Consider the following 19,153-nt stretch of genomic DNA (forward strand, 5'->3'; position numbering starts at 1 on the left):
ATTTAGGATAAAATTTTGACAGGCCAAGGCACATCAAAAACTTGGTTATTAACCATTTTTAATATGCCTGTACTTGAAATATATACCGCACAGATATAATCGATTTTTTTTCTATTTCTAATTTTATGATCATGCCATGGACACCGGTCAACATTTTGCTCATCTTTATAGCATAAGTGGATAGGCCCACCTCTGTGTTTGCATTTATCATTGAATATTTCTATGCCTATTAAACTAATATCAATAATAGCGCGTTTACTTTCCGACGGCATTGTGATCAAAATTTTTGCAGGTCTATTTAAATTTAAATATTTCACGTCCATTTTTTTATATCTCCAATACTGTATATTTCGTATTCGCAATTTTCAGAATTTATTAAAGCTCCATGAAGTCTATTGCGTTCAATAACAATACCATCACCTTCTTTAAGTATGGTTGATTGCTTAAATCCATTAAGGAACTCCATTTCCCCAGACACAATATGGCATAGTTCGTCACCATCATGGCTATGGGTAATAGATAATTCATTGATAGGCTCATCCAAAAATGCCATATCAATATTTCCTTTTTCAAACTGAGATTTTACTTTAGTAAAAATTTGATTATGTAATTCTTTATTATTATCAGATTTGTCTTTCCATTGAATTTGTTTAACAAAATCTTCTTCTGCAATATTTCCAATAAATTTAGCTTGCTCGAATCCCTTTACAATTTCGCAAGCAGCGAAATCTCCATACTTTCTTATTGCAGGTAAAACTAAGCTCTCTAAAACCATTCGACTATGGTCCACATCAATATGGCAATGTTCATTAAAATACTTAACATCTAAATTTGGAATGGCTTGTTTTAATACTTTTTTCCAAACCTCGCAGCTTTTTATAAAGCTTGTTTCTGCTAAAAATATTGCACCTAGGTACTTAAAAAAATTACATTTATTACGTGTGATACAATTATAGTAATTCGCTAACAATAGGCTACCATTTAAATAGTATTGCCAATATTTATGCGGCTCTGGATCTAGATTTGCCGATATCATTGTTTGCTGGTATAAACTTGAATGTTTTTTCTCGTGTTCTCCATAGCCCAACTCGTCTATAATAACTTTAAATAAAGAAGATGCTAACTCGCCATAATTACCAGAAGTGTATCGTGCCATTGGGCTTGATTCTATTAGAAAATCTGGAGCTAGTTGAACAAGCCAATCTTTAGCTGCAGCTTCAGGATTTTTAGAATTCCTTATCGCTTCCGCTGATGGTAAATCTTTAATTTCGCTTGCTTCTTGTATAAACGACATGAAATATTTATAAACCGAAACTTCTGACCAATTTTGGGAAATTAAAATCTCTTTATCTAAAAAATCAAATAAATATTTTTCTAAAAAGGGCATTGCTAAATAAGCTTGAGCAGATTTTTCGCCGCTATATCTTTCTTTAAAGTCTTCAGGGTTGAATTTTGTTGTTGGTAACATTAAAAAATCTACTTCATTCATCGCAAATAAAATTCTATTTGCAGCAAAAACCTTATATGTTTTAATTTCATCTAGATTCGCAGGAACTGAAAAATCTAAGAATTTAGCAATATGAGGCCTAATCCTTCTTCCATAAAAATCTTTTTCATATCTGAATTCATTATCTGCAAATAAATATGAGCTACAATAACTAAGTATTGCGTCACGGCAAAGGTCGGTATTTTGACATGAAAAATCTTCAGTAATTCTATTTTCTTTAATATTAAGTTTAGAGTTCATTTCGCTCTCCTTGTATAGTTAGATCAACATAACCTAGCTCATTAATTTCAATCTGATAATGATTACCGGCGACTAGTTCAATCGAGTGTAAAAATGGGTGAAATGCTTGATGCCAGTGACTATTATCTCTTACATCATTAGTTACAGAATGTTCACCAAATTTGGCATGGAAATAAGTAATTAATCCATGGCAAATTCCACTTCTATAGGCTTTTATTTTAATTTTTCTACTTTGCCTAAAATCATTTTTATAATCGTATGAACCTATTTCAACTATATCAGTTAAAGTTCTTGCTTTATAAGCATTATATTTAACCGGAAAATATGAAACAGTTGAGTATTGATTGATTAATTCTAAGTCTAAATTCGCACCCATTTTTTCGTTATTAGCTATATTTTGTTCTTTGATATCTTGTGAATCAATCAAAAATCCATACTGCTTTATTATATCGGGTAAAATAACAGTTTTCTCAGTCATGATTTTTTTGATATCTACTGATACTTGTTCGTAGCCTTCCCCTATTATTCCGCATTCTAAAGTTTCGGTAAAAATCACATCAGGTGTTATTTTTAAAATTTTGCTATCTATCAAATCAGTACTGCTCATATTGAAGACAGTTATTTTACTTTCTAAGTTATTTTTTTTTATATTTTGCTCAGCAATATCACATAATTGTTTATCCATTTCGCATGTATAAACATGTTCAGCTCCGCACTTAGCGAAATACATAGCAACTAAGCCCGCACCAGTACCAATTTCTAATACATTTTTGTTTTTTAAATTTAGTGATTTAATTGCGCTATAGATTGCTTCGTTCCTTGATTTATCATTCATCATAGCGTAATGCCATGCTGGGAATTTTCTTTTATTATTATAGAGTAATTTCTTTTCATTTAAGTTTGAAGAATACCAGTCACTGCAGTTTGCTAATTTCATAACAGACCTCACATTTAGCTTGCATCATGGAATATAATACCCAATGTGTACCTTTCTCCATCTTTAACTTCGCTTACGCCATGCCTCATTTTAACTTTGTAGCTTCCTTTCTTGCCATTAACAGGTCTTTCATTAACAGCGAAAACAATTGCATCCCCCTTTTGCATACTTATTACGTTTGCTTTGCTTTGCATTCTTGGTCTTTGTTCTGTTAATACAAGTTCTCCACCCTCATAGTCGTTGATGCTGTCTGCAAGCTGAATTACTACTTGAAAAGGAAAATAAATATCTCCATATAGATCTTGATGCAAACAATTAAAATCTCCTTTTTTATATTTCAAAATTAGGGGAGTCGGCCTCTTTTGTCCGTTTTTATGGCATATTTCTAAAAATTGAGGATATGCTTCTGGAAAAAGCTCCTCTTTCCTCATTTTAACTTGCCATACATTAGCTATATTCACGAGTTTTTCGTATAAATATTTTCTTGCTTTTTCAACTTCTTTCGGCAACGGATAATCTAAATATTTGTACTCGCCCTTTCCAAAATTATACCTTTCCATAACTATCTTATTTCTAAAATAAGAATCAACTTGGTATAGGTTTTTGATTTTATCGCATGTGTGTTTACTAAAAATATTTTTTATAACAAAAAAACCTTTCTCTTCCAGTCCAAGGTAAGCTTCATCCCAGTTTACTTCTATTTTTTTTTCTTTATTCATATTAAGTCTCTTCTGTAGTTAAATTATAAAGAGGTGTGCTTAAATATTTAAAACCTGTATCAGGAAATATAGTTACTACAATAGAATCTTCAGGCATTTTAGCAGCAATATTAAATGCAGCCGCTAAATTAGCGCCGGATGATGGTCCTGCAAATATGGATTCTGTTTCGGATAGTTGTCTTGCCATAGACATAGCTTCTATGGTTGAAACTTGTTCAATTGAATTAGCTAAGCTTTCATTCCAATGCTGTACTATATAGCCAGCTCCCATACCTTCTATAGAATGTGAACCTGGCTCTCCGCCTGATAGTACAGCTGACTCTTTTGGTTCTACGGCAACGACATTGACATTTTTATTATATTTCCGAATTTCCGTTGAAATTCCTTTTAAAGAACCACACGTCCCCACACAGTGTACTAGTGTATTTATACTTCCATTAGTTTGTTCCCATATTTCCTTACCTAAAATTTTATATCCTTCTAGCATATCGTAATTATTCATTTGATCTGGCCAGTATATATTTGGCTGCAGACTCATTTTTCTTGCCATTTCAATCATTTCCGTAAATAATTTTTTATTTATGCCTCCATCATGGCTTGGGATCATTATTAACTCTGCTCCCATTGCCCTCATGTGGTTTAGTTTTTCTAAACTAAATGCATTAGAAGTAACTATTTTAATTTTATAATTTTTGACAGCACATACTTGAGCTAGTGAAGTTCCTGTACTACCAGAGCTATACTCTATTAGCGTATCCCCCTTTTTTAACAGCCCTTTTTTTTCAGCTTCTTCTACAATTGCTAGCGCCATCCTGTCTTTCATACTTCCTGTTGGATTATATAACTCCATTTTAGCAAATACTCTTGCCCTTTTTTGAGGGCCAATTTTTCTACTAATTTCAACTAAAGGTGTATTTCCTATTTGGTTTAGCACTCCTTTTCTTTCCGTTATTTCTAAATTTCCATATCCCATATTTACATTATTTATTTCTGAATTCATTTTCTAAGTCCTAATTTTGTTTCCGGTTATTTATTTATAGCTACCCATACTCTTCTGATCAATATTTTTTTGCTCCCAATTTATACTTTGTAATTTTTATTAGTGAGAATTAATTAAATACAAACTTGTATTGTAAGATTTTTTTTATTTTCTTACTTTTGAATTATTTTTTTTATTCTTTTTAATTATAAAAAAATAATTGATGATTTCTCGAGCTGAAAATTCATTAAATTTCAATAGCATGATGTTATTTATCGAAAAAGCTAGTCAAATAAAGTACAACCAAATGGAATGAGGCCAACCATAATAATACTGCCGACGTCACCTCAGATTGAGTAGCGCTACACTTTAGAGTCCGATCCTATGTGTAAGGAGTTTGGACATGAAGAAGCGTTTCAGCGACGAACAGATCATTGGCTTCCTGGGCGAAGCAGAAGCGGGACTGCCCATCAATGAGCTATGCCGTCGGCACGGCTTCTCATAAGCCAGTTACTATCTATAGCGCAGCAAATTTTGTGGCTTGAGCGTCCCCGATGCCAAGCGACTCTACGAGCTCGAAGCTGAAAATGTACGCTTGAAAAAGCTGCTCGCGGAGTCGCTACTGGAGATGGAGCTCACTCGTGAGACGCTGAGAAAAAAGTGGTGAGTGCCGCTGCACGCCGCGACGTGGCGCGCTGCATGGTGTCACGTGCCTAAGCGAGCGCCGGGCGTTCCGTGTCATCCGCTTGAGTTCCATTGCATTACGCTATCAAGCGGCCCCTGACCGCAACAAGGCTCTGCGTGAACGCATTGTTGCCTTGGCTCACCGGCATCGCCGCTATGGCGCATGATCTACCTGAAACTGCGTCAAGCCGGTGAACAGGTCAATCATAAGCGCTTCGAACGTCTCTACAGCGCCGCTCGATTGCAGGTGAAGCGCCGCAAGCGTAAGAAGGTGCCTACGTCTGTGCGTAAGCCCCTTGGTCGCCCTTGTGCCGCCATCCAAGTCTGGTCGATGGATTTTGTTTTTGACTGTACGGCGGAAGGCCGCGTGATAAAGAACCTCACCGTTGTCGACGGCGCCACCCATGAAGCCATGGCTATCGTGCCTGAACGTGCCATTGGTGGGTTGTATTTAACACGGATACTTGACCATCTGGCTTTACAACGCGGGCTCCCTGACGCCATTCGTACGGATAATGGCAAGGAATTCTGTGGGCCGGCGATGCTGGCGTGGGCTCATCTACGTGGCGTTGCCCTGTTTTTAATCGAGCCTGGAAAACCCAATCAAAACGCCTGCATCGAATCATTTAACGGGCGCTTTCGAGATGAATGCCTGAATGAACACTGGTTCACCAGCCTGCATCACGCCAGAATCATCATCGAAGCATGGCGACGAGAATATAACGAGGAAAGACCGAAGAAAGGACTGGGCGGGTTAACCCATTCCGCCTATGCCGAGCAACTGGCATTAAAACACGATAAAGTAACTTCAGACTCTAAACCCGGATGCAACTGAGAAAGGGTGGCGTCGCCGCTAGGATCGAGTAAAAAAAACACATCTCCATACCTTTTAGTTACTTATCCTCAAATTAACATCATAAACTCGATCAGTTTTTCAGCCAGTTTTGGCTCACGGAAATCTCTCGCAGAAAAAGCATGCAAACCGAAGAACAGACCATTGTCGCTCTCAAAGCTCATGAGGCAGATGCCAAGGTAGAGGACCTGTGCCGCAAGAAAGGCGTTTCCTTTGGTACCTTCTACAACTGACTCAGCAAATATATCGAACTGAAAGGGAATGATGATAAGCGGTTTGGATCGCTTGAAACGGAGAACAATAAGTTACAAAAGCTTCTGGCTTAAAAGCTCCTAGATGTTGAGGTCTAGTAGGCTCCGAAACGCATGCCTAAACTGTCATTGGTTTAGAACTGTTGTTGAGATGAAAGCGATAAATGATACGTTATTAAACTATTATAATCACGCTCGCCCTCAGAGTTAAAGCAATCACCTACCGCCCGTTGAGTATGCTCAATGAGGTGACTCTCATTGATCGAGCTGACCTCATACAGAGTCAAGATCATCTTATTTCTGCCCATCAAGTACTTTATGTTACGACTGCATGAATAGCTTTAGCAATTTTACTTTGGATCAACCCATTAATTATTTTAAAAATAAATCTTTAAAAATCAATATGTTATTAAAATAAAAATATGATAGCAAGAAACGGGTTTTTTTCTTCATGGCCTTGCGTAAATACTATTGCTGGGAAGCAAGAAAATAGGAGCTATCATGGCAACTACTAAAAATGCAATTACTTTGTATTCCTCTGATGAATCAAAGTGGACTGCAGTTGTGACTCGCGACGCAAGAGCAGATGGCCATTTTGTATATGCTGTCAAAACCACTGGAGTTTTCGCGCACCCTAGCGCACCATTTAGGCTACCTAAAAGGGAAAATGTCGATTTTTTCAATACTTCAGAGGAGGCTGAATGTGCTGGTTACCGACTCCATCGGCGCACTGGATGTGATAAAAAACATTTAAACAGTCGACATTTAAAATTAGTGTTAAACGCTTGCAGAATTATTGAGTCATCAGACCAACAACCTAAGCTTGAAGCCCTGGCTGAACAGGTCGGTTTAAGTACTACTCATTTTCATAGAATTTTTAAAAAGCATACTGGACTTACTCCAAAAAAGTATGCCTCAGCTATAAGAGCAAAAAAACTTAGAAACAAGCTAAGAAACAAAGATACTAAAATAACTAATGACATATATGAATCAGGCTTTAGCTCAAGTAGCCGCTTTTATGAAAACGCTCAGAAATGCTTAGGCATGAGCGCTAATAATTTTAAAAAAGGAGGCAATGGAGCTCACATACTTTTTTCAATTGGCGAATGTTCCATAGGCTCAATACTAGTAGCAAAGAGCGAAAGAGGAATTTGCGCTATCTCTATTGGAGATAATCCAGAAAAATTAATTAAGGACTTCCAAGATCAATTTTCTTCTGCAGAGCTAACTACTAGAGACGATTTTGATCAAATCGTTTCTCAAGTTGTGGGATTTATTGAACACCCTAAAATAGGTCTTGACTTACCGTTAGATATTCAGGGAACAGCATTTCAAGAACGCGTTTGGAACACTCTAATGGAGATTAATCCGGGAGAAACTACCAGCTATTCTGAAATTGCAAAACGCATTGGCAGTCCCAATTCTACTAGAGCTGTTGCACAAGCATGTGGAGCTAATCGGCTTGCAGTTGCTATACCGTGCCATAGGGTAATTCGAACTAATGGTGATTTATCAGGGTATCGATGGGGAATTGAGCGAAAAAAGTGGCTTATCAATAATGAAGCAAATGACAAAACCTAATTATAATTAATTACTAAAATCTTATCATAGGTATTACCTTATGAAAAAATGGAAATTATTCGATGGCATCTCTTATTATCTAAGCGACGTTCCAGGTTTGTATGGCGGTCATTATAAAACAAAAATATATGGCACTTTAGAGTGCAGATCCGCTAATTCGGCCATACAGAGAGGAGGATACACTAGTTATCGCGTTTTTTTTTGAATAAAAATTCTGCACAAACCGCTGGATTCAGACCTTGCAGCATTTGTTTACCTTCTGAATATAAAATCTGGAAAGAAAAAATATCAATTGTTTAAAACAGGACTGGACAATGAGGATTTCAGACTACACCCGCCTCCTTACATTAGCTGCTATTTGGGGAGCTAGCTTTCTGTTTATGCGAATTTCTTCGCCAGCAATAGGGGCAATTAATACAGCTTTTTTCAGAGTTTTTTTTGGATTAATAGGATTAGCAGCAATTATTTTTTTTATCCGCAAAAGCTTAGATTATAAGGAAAAACTTGGAAAAACATTAATATTAGGCACCATCAACTCTGGCATTCCTTTTCTTATGTACAGCATAGCCGCCTCTTTTATCCCTGCGGGATATTCAGCTATTTTAAATGCTACAACGCCCTTAATGGGGGCTATGATCGGCTTCTTCATTTTTAGTGAGCATTTAACTATAAAAAAATGGTTAGGTGTAATGCTAGGAATTATCGGCATCACTGTCATCACTACTGTAGGTGAGTCACATGTTGTAGGTAATGTTATAATTGGAGTTATTGCCTGTATCATCGCCACTATTGGTTACGGGTTTGCGGGGTTTCTTACTAGAAAATGGATAACTCAACAGGGCGGATTGGATCCAACGCTAGTGGCGTTTGGCAGTCAAATAGGCGCGACCATTTTTCTAACCCCCTTTTTGCTTTGGAACCTTTCATCTAGCCCCAACATCGATTGGCTTCAAGGTGATGTGTGGATCAGTCTCCTAGCCGTTGGTTTTGTATGCACCTCCCTAGCGTATATCCTTTATTTTAGATTAATCGCGGATATTGGACCATTACGCTCGCTTACCGTTACATTCTTGGTGCCACCCTTCGCTGTGCTGTGGGGTTATTTAGTTCTCGACGAAACGATTTCTAGCGGATTTTTACTTGGCTCTTTGATCGTTTTACTTTCCGTTTGGCTAATCGTGAGTCCCGATTCTCAAAAAAAAGCCTAGCGCACTAGCTGACTTCACTTCTTTCGCAATAGCAGCGGCCGTGCCATTTCAATAAACAACGAGTCGTTAAAAGTAGCTGAACAAAGTCGCAACGCCAGAGCATACCGCAAACCCGCTACCCGCGTTATACTGGCCTTTTAGCCATAGCGGAGGAAGACCATGCTTCGGCGCCACTTTTTACGACTTTCAGGTGTTCTACTTGCCAGTGCTTGGCTTGCTGGCTGCACGAGCCCGCAATACTTACAGCTGACCCCCGAGCGAAATGCTGAAGTACCACAAGTTGGCTCAGGTCAGCAGGTGACTGTCATTGCCCAGGATGGCCGCGAGAGCGACATTATTGGCAACCGTGCTGGCGGCGATATGTCGACAGCCCACATCACCGTGAGTAGCCACGAGCTGATCCCGCGTCTGCAAGAAGAAGCTGAGCTCGCGGTACGCGATATGGGCTTCAACCCCACCACCGAGCAGGCCGAGGGACGCCCGAGCTTAACTCTGGAGCTTGCTAGCCTGAATTACGCACGTGGTGATAGCGGCCAGCCATTGGTAGACGAAGCGCGACTTGAAGGTGTTTTCCGCGCTATCGCTCAAAACAAGGGCACTACCTATACGGGCACGTACACCTCGCGCCGCACTCAGGGCTACGCCCTTAAGCCCGATGCCGACAGCAACGCACGGATGCTTAGCGATCTACTTAGCGATGGCATGAACCGCGCCTTCAGCGACCCAGAACTGGGCCGACTACTCGCACGCTAAAGCACCGCTTACTGCAAAAGCACTATCCACGCGGGCCGCCTCTTTACTCTTAAAGTCGCGGTCCGCGTCGTTCCAGCGCCCACACGCTCTCTATTCGGCCACGCTCATCAGCGTTGCCCTGTTCAAGAAATGTCAGCGTGAAGTTAGGCGTAAACAGACTTTCAATTTCACTGGCGGGAACACTATAAGGAGGCCCGGCCTCGCCCTCGCCATGCGCCAAACTAATAAGTAAACCCTTGGCACCGGGCGGCACCAACTGCGCAAGGTGAAACGCGTAGCGCTGGCGAGACGCCGGTAGCAGCGCAATTAAAGAGGCGCGATCATAGAACGCCCCAATCTCTGCAGCCTGCTGAATATGCAGATGGAAAAAATCCCCACACCAGAGCTCAACACTACCCTGGCGGGCGATATTGAACCCGGCCTGACGATACCGAGACACAGACGTGCTGCGCTGAGCCAGAAACTGCTCAATGGCTTCAGGGGCAAACTCAATGCCCAGCACCGGATACCCTTCATCTGCCAACCAGCGCATATCAAGGCTTTTACCGCATAGCGGCACCAGAACCTTGGTACGATGAGCGACGCCAAGCGAATCCCAATGGCGCAATAGCGCTGGGTGCGCCTGCTGCAAGTGAAAGCCAATACGCCCTTCTTGCCAACGCTTGCGCCACTGATCGCTCATGGTTTAACCACCTTGTTTTGAATACGCCATGCCTGCACGGGCGTTGCGCGCGATTAGAACCAACGGTCACGCTTTTTACGCCGACGCGGCAGGTGCGGCACAATTAAGCCGACCAGTAGACCAGCGCCAGCCACACCGCCCCCGTACATAAAGTAGCGCAATAAGAGGTCTTCCTCCTGAGTCTCTAAGCGCGCCTGCAGCCCTCTTACCTGTTGGCGAGACTCTTCAGCCTGACTATCCAGCTCTTGGTTACTCGCCTCAAGCTCGGCAATACGCTGCTCACGAACCTCAAGAGTTTCTGTCATTGAGGAAACACGCTGCTCCCAAGCTTCATTGATGCCATCAAGCTCGGTGGTTAGCTCCTCTACCTGCGCTTCTAACGCCGGTAGCTGCTCAACTGCACTCGGGGTCTGCTGAAGCTCGTCGCTCAACACCCAGACCGCATTGCCTTCGCTATTACGAACGCGTGTGTAATTCCCGCTGGTTTCAAGTACATCAACCTGCTCACCGGCATTTAACGTGCCAATAATGCGATAACCATCCGTTGGGCCACTACGCACGTAGGTACTCAGCTCGTCGGTCACCCACGCTTGGTTGTCGGATTGGGCGTTAGCATTAATGCTCGCCACACTTAGTAAAACGCCAGCCGCAGCGGCGTAATATCGAAAACGAATTTTATTTACGTGCATGAAATCATGTCCTAATTAAAAACGCTGCAAGGCGGACGAAGCCAACAGCGCTTATCGCCTAACTTAGCGGTGCGCTTGTCTCATACGCTTACCCTTCGCCGCGCGGTGGCAGCGGAAAGGGACGGGGAAACTCTGCTACACGGGCATCAGTTTTAACCGCTTTCAATGGGCCCTCACGCTCTACTTCATCAATGCGCACAATAGCATTTAATGGTAAGTAGCTACGTTTGACACCATCAAAGGTTCGCTGCAATTTTTCGGTCGCAGGGTCAACCACTACCCGTGAAGCATCATCAAAGACAAACTCCTCGACTTCAATAAAGCCCCAGAGTTCGCTCTGAAATATCTCTCGGACATATAAATCCCAAATTTCACCCTGTTGGTGAACCACCACACGGTAGATCGGCTTGGCCGCCATCTTGGCCTATCCCTCTTGCCATTTGTACATGAAGTTGAACCGCCTAGCTTACCATATTCCTACCGCTACGCCTTTAAGGTAAGCCGTTGGCAAGGTCTGCGTTAATGCTAAGAATAAAGCGCTCATTAGCCGCTCATGCCCCCCTCGTGTATGGTGGGACAGGTAATTTGGCAATTCTGTTTACTCACCAAGTAGGAGTCATCAACATGCAAAAGGATCCAAATAAGGGCTATATTGCTCTATTAGGCTGGAGCCTAAATGCGATTGAAGCGGCCGAAAATTTTGACCGTCGCTACATTGTCGTTGCACCTGATTGGGCGGAAGAGTATTGCCAAAAACATGACATTCCGTACGTGCCTTGGAATTTTGAGCGTCTCAATGATCGCTCAATGGAAATCGCCGAGACGCTTAAAGAAAAAGGTGTTGATGTCGCGATCCCCCTCTACGAAGAAACGGTAGAGTGGGCTGGAGCTATCAACTCTTTGCTACTTGATAATCCACGTATTTATGGCCAGTCACTGCTGTTACGCGACAAGGCGCTGATGAAGCGTCGCGCCCAGCTAGGCGGCATCCGCGTCGGTATCTTCGAAGAAGCCCACGATAAAGAAGACGTGGTGCGCTTCCTCAAGCGCGTTAACCAGACACTACTCAAGTTAGATGGCGACCCCAACGACCCAATTCACCTCAAAGCGTTTGATAAAGCGGGCTGTTTAGGCCACCGCGTTATTCGTACGCCTGATGAAGTGGATACCATCCCCGACGAAGAGTTCCCGGTGTTAATGGAATCTCACCTGGACGGTTGGGAATTTGCCGTTGAAGCGTGGATTCATGATGGCAAAATCGCCTTCTTGAATATCTCGGAGTACGTGACCCTGGGTTACTCGGTATTTGTGCCCGCGTCGCCTGAGCTTGAGATTTACCGCGAGCAGATCACTCAACAAATTGAAAAGTTGATCAAAGCATTCGACATTGAGTTTGGTTTGATCCACCCCGAATACTTTGTCACCAGCGATGGTGAGATGTACTTTGGTGAAGTGGCGTATCGTCCGCCCGGCTTCAAAGTTTTCGAACTGTTAGAGCGTGTTTATGGCTTCAATGCTTATCAAGCGTCTATGCTGGTGTTCGACCCAAAAACCACCAAACAAGAAGTGGCCAACTTTTTCCCGAAAGAAGTGGTCGATGCCGACGGCTTTGCCGGTTGCTTTGGCGTTTACCCACGCCGTCGTGTGGTCAGCCGCTTGGAAATTCCCGAAGAGACCGAAGATCACCCCTACTTTGAGTCTCATGAGCTAACCTCACCAGTAGAAGAAACCGTTACTAAACGCACCGCGTTTGGTACCCATTGGGGTCTGGTCTACTTTAAAGGCGAAGATGCGCATACGATTCGCGATCTGTTAAAACGCCAAGAAGACCTCGACTTCTATGTATAATCCCCGCTAATGCTGGGATAAGGAGTCACCGTGGAGACTGATCAAGTTACGTCTTCTCAGGAAGATAGCAAGCTCAATGGACTATTGAGCAAATTTGATGACGCCGTGCGCCTGCTTACGCAGGCGCCCGCCTTCTCAAAGCCCGCCAAGCTGCCGCGAGTCATGGATACTGCGCGGCGAATACTCCTTCAGGATGGCGGTTGTGAAGCACTGGAGTCCCGCGCGCAAGCGTTTGAGGACGCTGGTGTGTTTTTGGGCTCCGATTGGGAAACTCCCCAATATCTAGTGCCGACCCTGACGACTTTCTCGCTGAAAAGCGCGGATGCGAATGTGGTCGTCATCGAAGCATTAAGCGAGCTTCGGCTCCTCGCTGTCGCTAAAAGCGACTTTGCTCATCCCTTGATTTCTGCAGACCATGCGCACCATTACCTTACCCAGGTAATGGCGATTAATTTATGGCTGCTGTTCTTACCGCCCAGCGAAGCAGAGCGGGAAACCCAGGGGCGACTGGCGACCATTCCTCGCCATCTTTTCCAACATTTAGCCGATCGTATTGGCTACGAACATATTGTTGACCAACTGATTGATGAGATTTGGCGCATTTTAAAGCAGCGCCCTATCCAGGTTGATGCGATCAAACAGATGATCACTCAAATCGCGCTGTGCCAAGCCAACCCGGCAATTGATCTGGGCGCCAGCGGCCAGGGCGCCGACCGTTTGGTCAGCTCGCTTTACGGGCCTACTCAGGCCTGCCGGGAAGATCCTGGCGTCGATGTTTATCGCGATCGCTTGGAGCATATGGATCAGGCGGCGCTGCAGGCTGAGTCCACCGGCTTTGCCAGAGCAATGCACGATACCGGCCTAGTATCGCCCTATCACGCTGTACTGCTACGCCACCTGCTTGAAGAGGGGGATCACTTACTCTCTGAAGCACTGGGCTTATCGTCTACCGGGCGTGATTGCCTACTCTGCTATCGGGAGCTGGTTCAAGCGCTTATTCGTGGCGGTGTATATCCTGCCACTGCACAAGCGGTGTATGGCCTGGCGCTGATGCTTGAGCGCGGTATTCTCTACCAACCCCCGGTAGCGCCAGCGATGTGGCGCCAGCTCAACCTACCACTCTCCGAGTGGGCACAGTCGCGGTTAACTATCGCGTATGGTGACATCGTCTCCCCACGGGCTCGCCTTATTGAAGGCGTGCTGTGCATGCTGGGACTACCGCTTGGCGTGGGCCAGGGCAATAACCCAACCTGCCAATCGGCACGCGCCCTCTCCATGTGGGCCTATAATGACCCAGACTATCTGCTGCAGATGGTGGCGTGGGCGGCACGCGATGACGAAATCATTATGCACTTTGAGGGGCAGGCGATCTCATCAATGGAGAGCCTTTCCGGTGTTGCGACTGAACTACCGATGGATTTAGACCCTGTTTCGCTGATTGTGGTGCCACATCTGGATCGCATTTATGCCGAGATGGGCCGACGCTGCATTGGCCGGGAGGGCGACCCTCACCGCTGGGTGAATCCTGAATTTCATGGTTGGTGGTCTGGGCGTGGTTTCCGCATCAATGTTGATGTTGCCACCGGTCAGTTAAGCGATGTGGATGATTTCGTGCGCCACTTCTACGCCAGCTACCACCCCTATTACAACGGCAACCAACCGCTGATTCATCCTCAGCCAGCGGGCATTGCCGTCACCGATAGCGCAGCGCGCTTTATTGGCTGGCATGCGATTACCATATTGCGGGCATCTCTCGACCCTTCTGACGTCATGCGGGTCTATTTTTATAACCCCAACAATGATAGCGGACAGGATTGGGGCGACGGCGTCATTGTCAGCACATCGGGTAACGGTGAACGCTTTGGTGAAGCATCACTGCCATTCGAACGCTTTGCATCGCGGCTGTATATTTATCATTACGACCCACTCGAACGCGGTGAAATAATATCTGTCACCAATGAGGAGCTGGAGAATGTTAAATATTACCTGCACCGTAGCTGGGGGGCATCGCGCTTACCGCCTGTCGAACTACAGGCCGATCAAGGCCCTAATGCTCCTCCGGATGTAGAATAAGCAGCCCTTTTAACGACAGACTGATTCATGATGATGCGACTCGATCAACTATTGGTCAGCCAAGGGCTGGCCAATTCGCGTACCCGCGCCCAGCGGCTTATTCGGCATGGCCGGATTCGTCTCGCAGTTAATGGCAAAGCGTTAATTAAAGCGTCTGAAAAGTGGCCCGAAGATACTCGTTTTGAAGTGGAAGATGACCCAGAGGAGCGCTATGTATCCCGTGCCGGATTAAAGCTTGAGGCAGTGCTGGAGACGCTTGCACTACGCTTTGACGACCACGCAATTCTCGATGTTGGCCAATCAACCGGGGGCTTCACAGACTGCGCGCTGCGCTTTGGCGCCCGCCATGTCATTGGCGTCGAAGTTGGCCATGGGCAGTTGGCACCCGCACTGCGTAGCGACCCACGGGTGACCTGTTTGGAAGGGTTGAATGCGCGTTATATGAGCAGCGATGAAACACTAATAAGCGTACTTGCTGCCCACCCCGTCGATCGCGCCATTATGGATGTGTCGTTTATATCGCAAACGCTGATTCTGCCCGAAATTGCCGCTCTGCTACCGCCAGGGGGGCAATTGATCTCACTGGTTAAACCTCAATTTGAGCTGAATCCAGGGGCACTGGATAAACATGGTGTGGTGCGCGACGCTAAACGTTATGCCGACGTTGAGGCTAATATTCGCAGCACTTGTCACGCCTGCGGATTTACCATACGCCACTGGCAGGAGAGCCCGATTACCGGCGGCGATGGCAATCGGGAGTTTCTCCTTCACGCTGTAAGAGAACCGTAAAATACGAGGCTTAAAAGCGCATTAAGTCGAGGAAGGAGGCGTTAGATGATTAGCGGACTGCACTTTTATGGCCTCCCCCTGATCAGGGTGTAGCCATACATCCATTTGCTCAAATGCCACGCGCACTCCCGCTTCACGAAACAGTGAATCTACCCGACAGTTAATTTCATCAGCGGCAAAAAGGCGGTCAAGCAAGTCGTTGACGAAAATACGTAACTCAAAATTAAGGCTGTGCTGTCCGTAGCTTAGACAGAAAACCTGTGGCTCAGGATCCGTCAGAACGCGTGGATTTTCATCTGCCGCTTTGCGTAGCAGCTGGTGTACCGTAGGCATATCCGAGCCGTGAGCCACGCCGTAGGTAAGCACCACACGGGTGATATTATCTGACAGCGACCAGTTGATCAGTTGGTCGGTGACAAAGGTTTTATTGGGGATAATAATCTCTTTACGATCAAAGTCTGTAACTGTGGTCGCCCGGATGCGGATACGGCTGACGGTACCGTGCAAATTACCAATAGTGATCGTGTCGCCAATACGAATCGGCCGCTCGAACAGTATGATCAAACCGGATATAAAGTTGGCGAAAATCTCCTGCAAACCAAACCCTAAGCCCACACTTAGAGCGGCCACCAGCCACTGCAGCTTGTCCCAGGAAACGCCAAGGGTCGATAACCCCATCACAATCCCCGTGCCCACAATGGTGTAGGAGAGCAGCGAGCTAATCGCATAGGCGCTGCCTTGTTTCAGTGACAGCCGGGATAGCACCATTACTTCTAACAGGCCAGGTAAATTGCCCGCCATGATAAACGTAATAGCGACAATCAGCAGGGCAGCAAAGATGTCCGATATCGATAATGCGTTATCAACCAGATCCCCCTCTTGCGCCTCCCATAGTGACACGTTGTCCAGATAGCCAAGCACTGAAAGCAAGTCTGCCCAGACCAGATAAAGCAGAGCACTAAAGCCAATCAACACAATTAGCTTGGAAAGCCGTAGCGACTGGCTATTGATTTGCGCCATATCAAGCGGAGGTTCTTCTACGACTTCCAGCCCCCCTTCTGCACCTTCTTGCACCTGAGCTCGACGTCGCGCCAGCGCACGTCGATAGGCGAGTCGACGCGCGGCTACGGCAAGGCTTCTCACCAACGTTGCTTCCACAACCACCCATAGCCCTAACAGGTAAAGAGTAATGGCAAAGCGCCCTACTAATCGCAGCGCGGTGTATTCGTAACCCCAGACCACCAATCCCAGAAGAATCAGCGGCACCGATGCCATCGCCAGCCCCAAAAACAGGCGAAACAAATGAACGCCGAAAATGGGGATATGCGCCAGTATTAACTGCGCCAGCCACCAGCTCATCGCAATCAAACCTAGCGAGAGTAACGCTAAAGCAACGGGGCGCAGAGCTAACGGGGTTTCCATCTGGCCCGACATCGCCGCAATGGCAATAACAGGTACTAAAGCAACCCCTAAACCCCCTAGTAGTTGGCGTAAGCGAGCCGTGTATTGAGGTGACCAGGTAAAATGACGCTCAGCCACACCATCAGGAACCAATAGCCGGCGCACCCATGCCACTACGCCCCAACTCAGGGCTAACTGAAGCAGTGCCGGAGCAACACTAGTTGCCAACGGCCCCGCTGCGCTTAATAAACCAACCCCAATACCCGCTAACGCCATTGGGCCAGAAAGCGCTAGCAGCGCATTCATCAGTACCGCTTTAGGGGTATGTAACTGCGTATCGCTTTTCAAGCGGCCAATTTGTGAGTGCAAAGTGGCCAGACGAGCCTTGATTGTTCGACGCAGGCCCATCAATACCAGGCCCAACAATACTATCGGAGCCCCTTTGAGAACCTCCCAAGAGAGCCCTTGCCAACGGGTGGGCAAAATGGCGCGCCACTCTCCCTCTTGCCACTCTGAAAATAAATTACTGGGCAATTGACGCAGCCAGTTAAAGTCCAGAGGGCGACTGTTAGCGACCCAAAATAGCTGTTCATCAATGGTTTCGCGCAGCTCGCTAGTCGTCGTTAATAGCTGCTGTTGATTAAGCTGCAGCTCAATTGCCGCACTCAGCAAACTGCCGTAGGACTGCTCCAGTTGCTCGACCAGCTCACGACGTGATTGATAAAGACGAGAGAGTGAATCGACTAATCCAGGCGTTGCCTCTATGCCCGCCTCTGCCAGACGCTGCGTGGCAAACTGGTCACTTTGGCGTAACTGGTCGCGCTGGCGAACCAAATCAAACTGCTTCAAACGCAGGTCGGCAATTTCATCCTGCAAATCTCGACGTGCGACTAATGGGGGAAGGGATTGGCGCTGTTCGCGTAGAATTCGCGACAGCAGTTGACTACCGCGGATCGCTTCAATTTGCTCATTCAGGCTGCGCTGCAGTTGACGTACATGCTCCAACTGACGCTGGGCTTCGATATTCTCGCGTACAACGCTATTAGCGCGATCTGTTGCCCTCAGCAGTTCGAGGCTTAATGTTTGATTGGTTTGCTGAGCTTGCACCACCACTGGATGCCCTGCGGCAATTAACGGATTATCCCGGGCGGCATCGGCAATCGCTTGTTCAGAGGCCAATCGGCGCTGACGGTCTATCACGCCTTGCAACATATTAAGCTGCTGCTCTTGATAATCGATCTGCAGCATCAGCACATCGCGTCGCTCCTGGGCTAACTCACGAAGTCGGCTATTGGCACTTAGCTCGCGCTGGTAAAAGCTCACTTCACGATCGGCAAGGGCGCGTTCAAGGCGTAATTGGATAAGCCGTGCATCGCTGAGTGCAGAAAGTTGACGATCCGCTAGCAAAGCCTCGCGCTCATCGTGTTGTCGGCGTAAACTCTCCGCGCGCTGGAGAGTTTCAGCGATGGATTGTTGGGCGCGTTCTGGGAGTGTTTGCGCTGCCAGGAGTTGAGAGTTCACTTCTGCTAGCTGACTTTGCAACTGCTGAAGCTCGACCACTGCTTCCGTTTGCAGTGTTTCCAGCTCGTCGAGTGGGCGGTCGCTCAAGTCGGCAACGGAAAGCTGTTGCGAAGCTTCTTCAGCTTCGCTCAGCTCACGCTGCAGATCTGTTAGTAGTTCTGGAGCTTGCTCTACGCGCGTTTCCAGCGCCGCAAGTCGCTCGTCCACAGAGGCTAACCGCTCATAAGCTTCAAGCGCTGACTCTAAGGCTTCTTTATCGCTGGTCTGTTGAGCGGTCAAGGCACCCTCAAGCGCTTCCAGCTGGGCAAGCCTTGTGGCCAGCTCATCCTGTTCCGGCACGCGCTCAAGCATGTTGGCCTGAAGTGCGGCGTGGGCTGGATTATTCGCGGTACTGCTAATGACCAGCAGCAAGAATAAACACGTTACGATCCACTTACA

At 45.9% G+C, this 19,153-nt stretch carries 15 protein-coding genes and 1 pseudogene; 7 read left to right on the plus strand and 9 right to left on the minus strand.

What is annotated here, in order from left to right; translation table 11 throughout:
• Positions 1-2: 2 nt before the first annotated feature.
• The 5 genes from MLE19_RS12465 to MLE19_RS12485 are packed head-to-tail and all read right to left on the minus strand — an operon-like array spanning position 3 to position 4,403.
• The gene (locus MLE19_RS12465) at positions 3-323 is read right to left on the minus strand and encodes a hypothetical protein (protein WP_240718504.1); all 321 of its coding nucleotides are present in this window, start codon (positions 321-323) and stop codon (positions 3-5) included.
• Positions 314-1,747 (minus strand): iron-containing redox enzyme family protein, encoded by a 1,434-nt coding sequence (locus MLE19_RS12470; protein ID WP_240718505.1) that lies wholly within the window; start codon positions 1,745-1,747, stop codon positions 314-316. The genes MLE19_RS12465 and MLE19_RS12470 overlap by 10 nt, the downstream gene beginning before the upstream one ends.
• Positions 1,737-2,684 carry a 50S ribosomal protein L11 methyltransferase gene (locus MLE19_RS12475; RefSeq protein WP_240718506.1) on the minus strand — a complete coding sequence of 316 codons (948 nt, stop codon included), beginning with the start codon at positions 2,682-2,684 and terminating at the stop codon, positions 1,737-1,739. The genes MLE19_RS12470 and MLE19_RS12475 overlap by 11 nt, the downstream gene beginning before the upstream one ends.
• Positions 2,685-2,698: 14 nt before the next feature.
• The gene (locus MLE19_RS12480) at positions 2,699-3,403 is read right to left on the minus strand and encodes a 2OG-Fe(II) oxygenase (RefSeq protein WP_240718507.1); all 705 of its coding nucleotides are present in this window, start codon (positions 3,401-3,403) and stop codon (positions 2,699-2,701) included.
• 1 nt (position 3,404) lies between these two features.
• Positions 3,405-4,403, minus strand: a complete 999-nt coding sequence (locus MLE19_RS12485; protein WP_240718508.1) for a PLP-dependent cysteine synthase family protein — start codon at positions 4,401-4,403, stop codon at positions 3,405-3,407.
• Between the two features lie 382 nt (positions 4,404-4,785).
• On the opposite strand from MLE19_RS12485, the pseudogene MLE19_RS12490 reads away from it, so the two are divergent.
• The 4 genes and pseudogenes from MLE19_RS12490 (at position 4,786) to MLE19_RS12515 (ending at position 9,712) form a co-directional block, all read left to right on the plus strand.
• Positions 4,786-5,901, plus strand: a pseudogene (locus tag MLE19_RS12490) (IS3 family transposase).
• A 770-nt stretch (positions 5,902-6,671) separates the two neighbouring features.
• Complete coding sequence (gene ada, locus MLE19_RS12500; RefSeq protein ID WP_240718510.1) at positions 6,672-7,751, plus strand: bifunctional DNA-binding transcriptional regulator/O6-methylguanine-DNA methyltransferase Ada; 1,080 nt, start codon at positions 6,672-6,674, stop codon at positions 7,749-7,751.
• Positions 7,752-8,065: 314 nt separating this feature from the next.
• Positions 8,066-8,959, plus strand: coding sequence for a DMT family transporter (locus MLE19_RS12510; protein ID WP_240718512.1), 894 nt, complete (start codon positions 8,066-8,068; stop codon positions 8,957-8,959).
• A 159-nt stretch (positions 8,960-9,118) separates the two neighbouring features.
• Entirely contained in the window at positions 9,119-9,712 is a 594-nt protein-coding gene (locus tag MLE19_RS12515; protein WP_240718513.1) for a YajG family lipoprotein, read from the plus strand.
• A gap of 49 nt (positions 9,713-9,761) precedes the next feature.
• On the opposite strand, the gene MLE19_RS12520 is transcribed toward MLE19_RS12515, so the two are convergent.
• The 3 genes from MLE19_RS12520 to MLE19_RS12530 form a co-directional block, all read right to left on the minus strand.
• A complete protein-coding gene (locus MLE19_RS12520; RefSeq protein ID WP_240718514.1) occupies positions 9,762-10,394 on the minus strand; it encodes a thiopurine S-methyltransferase in 633 nt (210 codons plus the stop codon).
• 53 nt (positions 10,395-10,447) lie between these two features.
• Positions 10,448-11,083 (minus strand): TIGR04211 family SH3 domain-containing protein, encoded by a 636-nt coding sequence (locus tag MLE19_RS12525; protein WP_240718515.1) that lies wholly within the window; start codon positions 11,081-11,083, stop codon positions 10,448-10,450.
• An 88-nt stretch (positions 11,084-11,171) separates the two neighbouring features.
• Positions 11,172-11,501: a DUF1820 family protein gene (locus MLE19_RS12530; RefSeq protein WP_007113264.1), complete on the minus strand. Its 330-nt coding sequence runs from the start codon at positions 11,499-11,501 to the stop codon at positions 11,172-11,174.
• Positions 11,502-11,707: 206 nt separating this feature from the next.
• On the opposite strand from MLE19_RS12530, the gene MLE19_RS12535 reads away from it, so the two are divergent.
• The 3 genes from MLE19_RS12535 to MLE19_RS12545 are packed head-to-tail and all read left to right on the plus strand — an operon-like array spanning position 11,708 to position 15,793.
• Positions 11,708-12,931 carry an ATP-grasp domain-containing protein gene (locus MLE19_RS12535; protein WP_240718516.1) on the plus strand — a complete coding sequence of 408 codons (1,224 nt, stop codon included), beginning with the start codon at positions 11,708-11,710 and terminating at the stop codon, positions 12,929-12,931.
• Between the two features lie 30 nt (positions 12,932-12,961).
• Positions 12,962-15,004: a hypothetical protein gene (locus tag MLE19_RS12540; RefSeq protein ID WP_240718517.1), complete on the plus strand. Its 2,043-nt coding sequence runs from the start codon at positions 12,962-12,964 to the stop codon at positions 15,002-15,004.
• 30 nt (positions 15,005-15,034) lie between these two features.
• A complete protein-coding gene (locus MLE19_RS12545; protein WP_240718553.1) occupies positions 15,035-15,793 on the plus strand; it encodes a TlyA family RNA methyltransferase in 759 nt (252 codons plus the stop codon).
• Between the two features lie 21 nt (positions 15,794-15,814).
• Here the strand turns inward: MLE19_RS12545 and mscK are convergent, their stop codons facing one another.
• The gene (gene mscK, locus MLE19_RS12550; RefSeq protein ID WP_240718518.1) at positions 15,815-19,126 is read right to left on the minus strand and encodes a mechanosensitive channel MscK; all 3,312 of its coding nucleotides are present in this window, start codon (positions 19,124-19,126) and stop codon (positions 15,815-15,817) included.
• Between the last annotated feature and the right edge of the window lie 27 nt (positions 19,127-19,153).

Source organism: Vreelandella neptunia (assembly GCF_022489065.1).
GTDB classification, from domain to species: Bacteria; Pseudomonadota; Gammaproteobacteria; order Pseudomonadales; family Halomonadaceae; genus Vreelandella; species Vreelandella neptunia_A.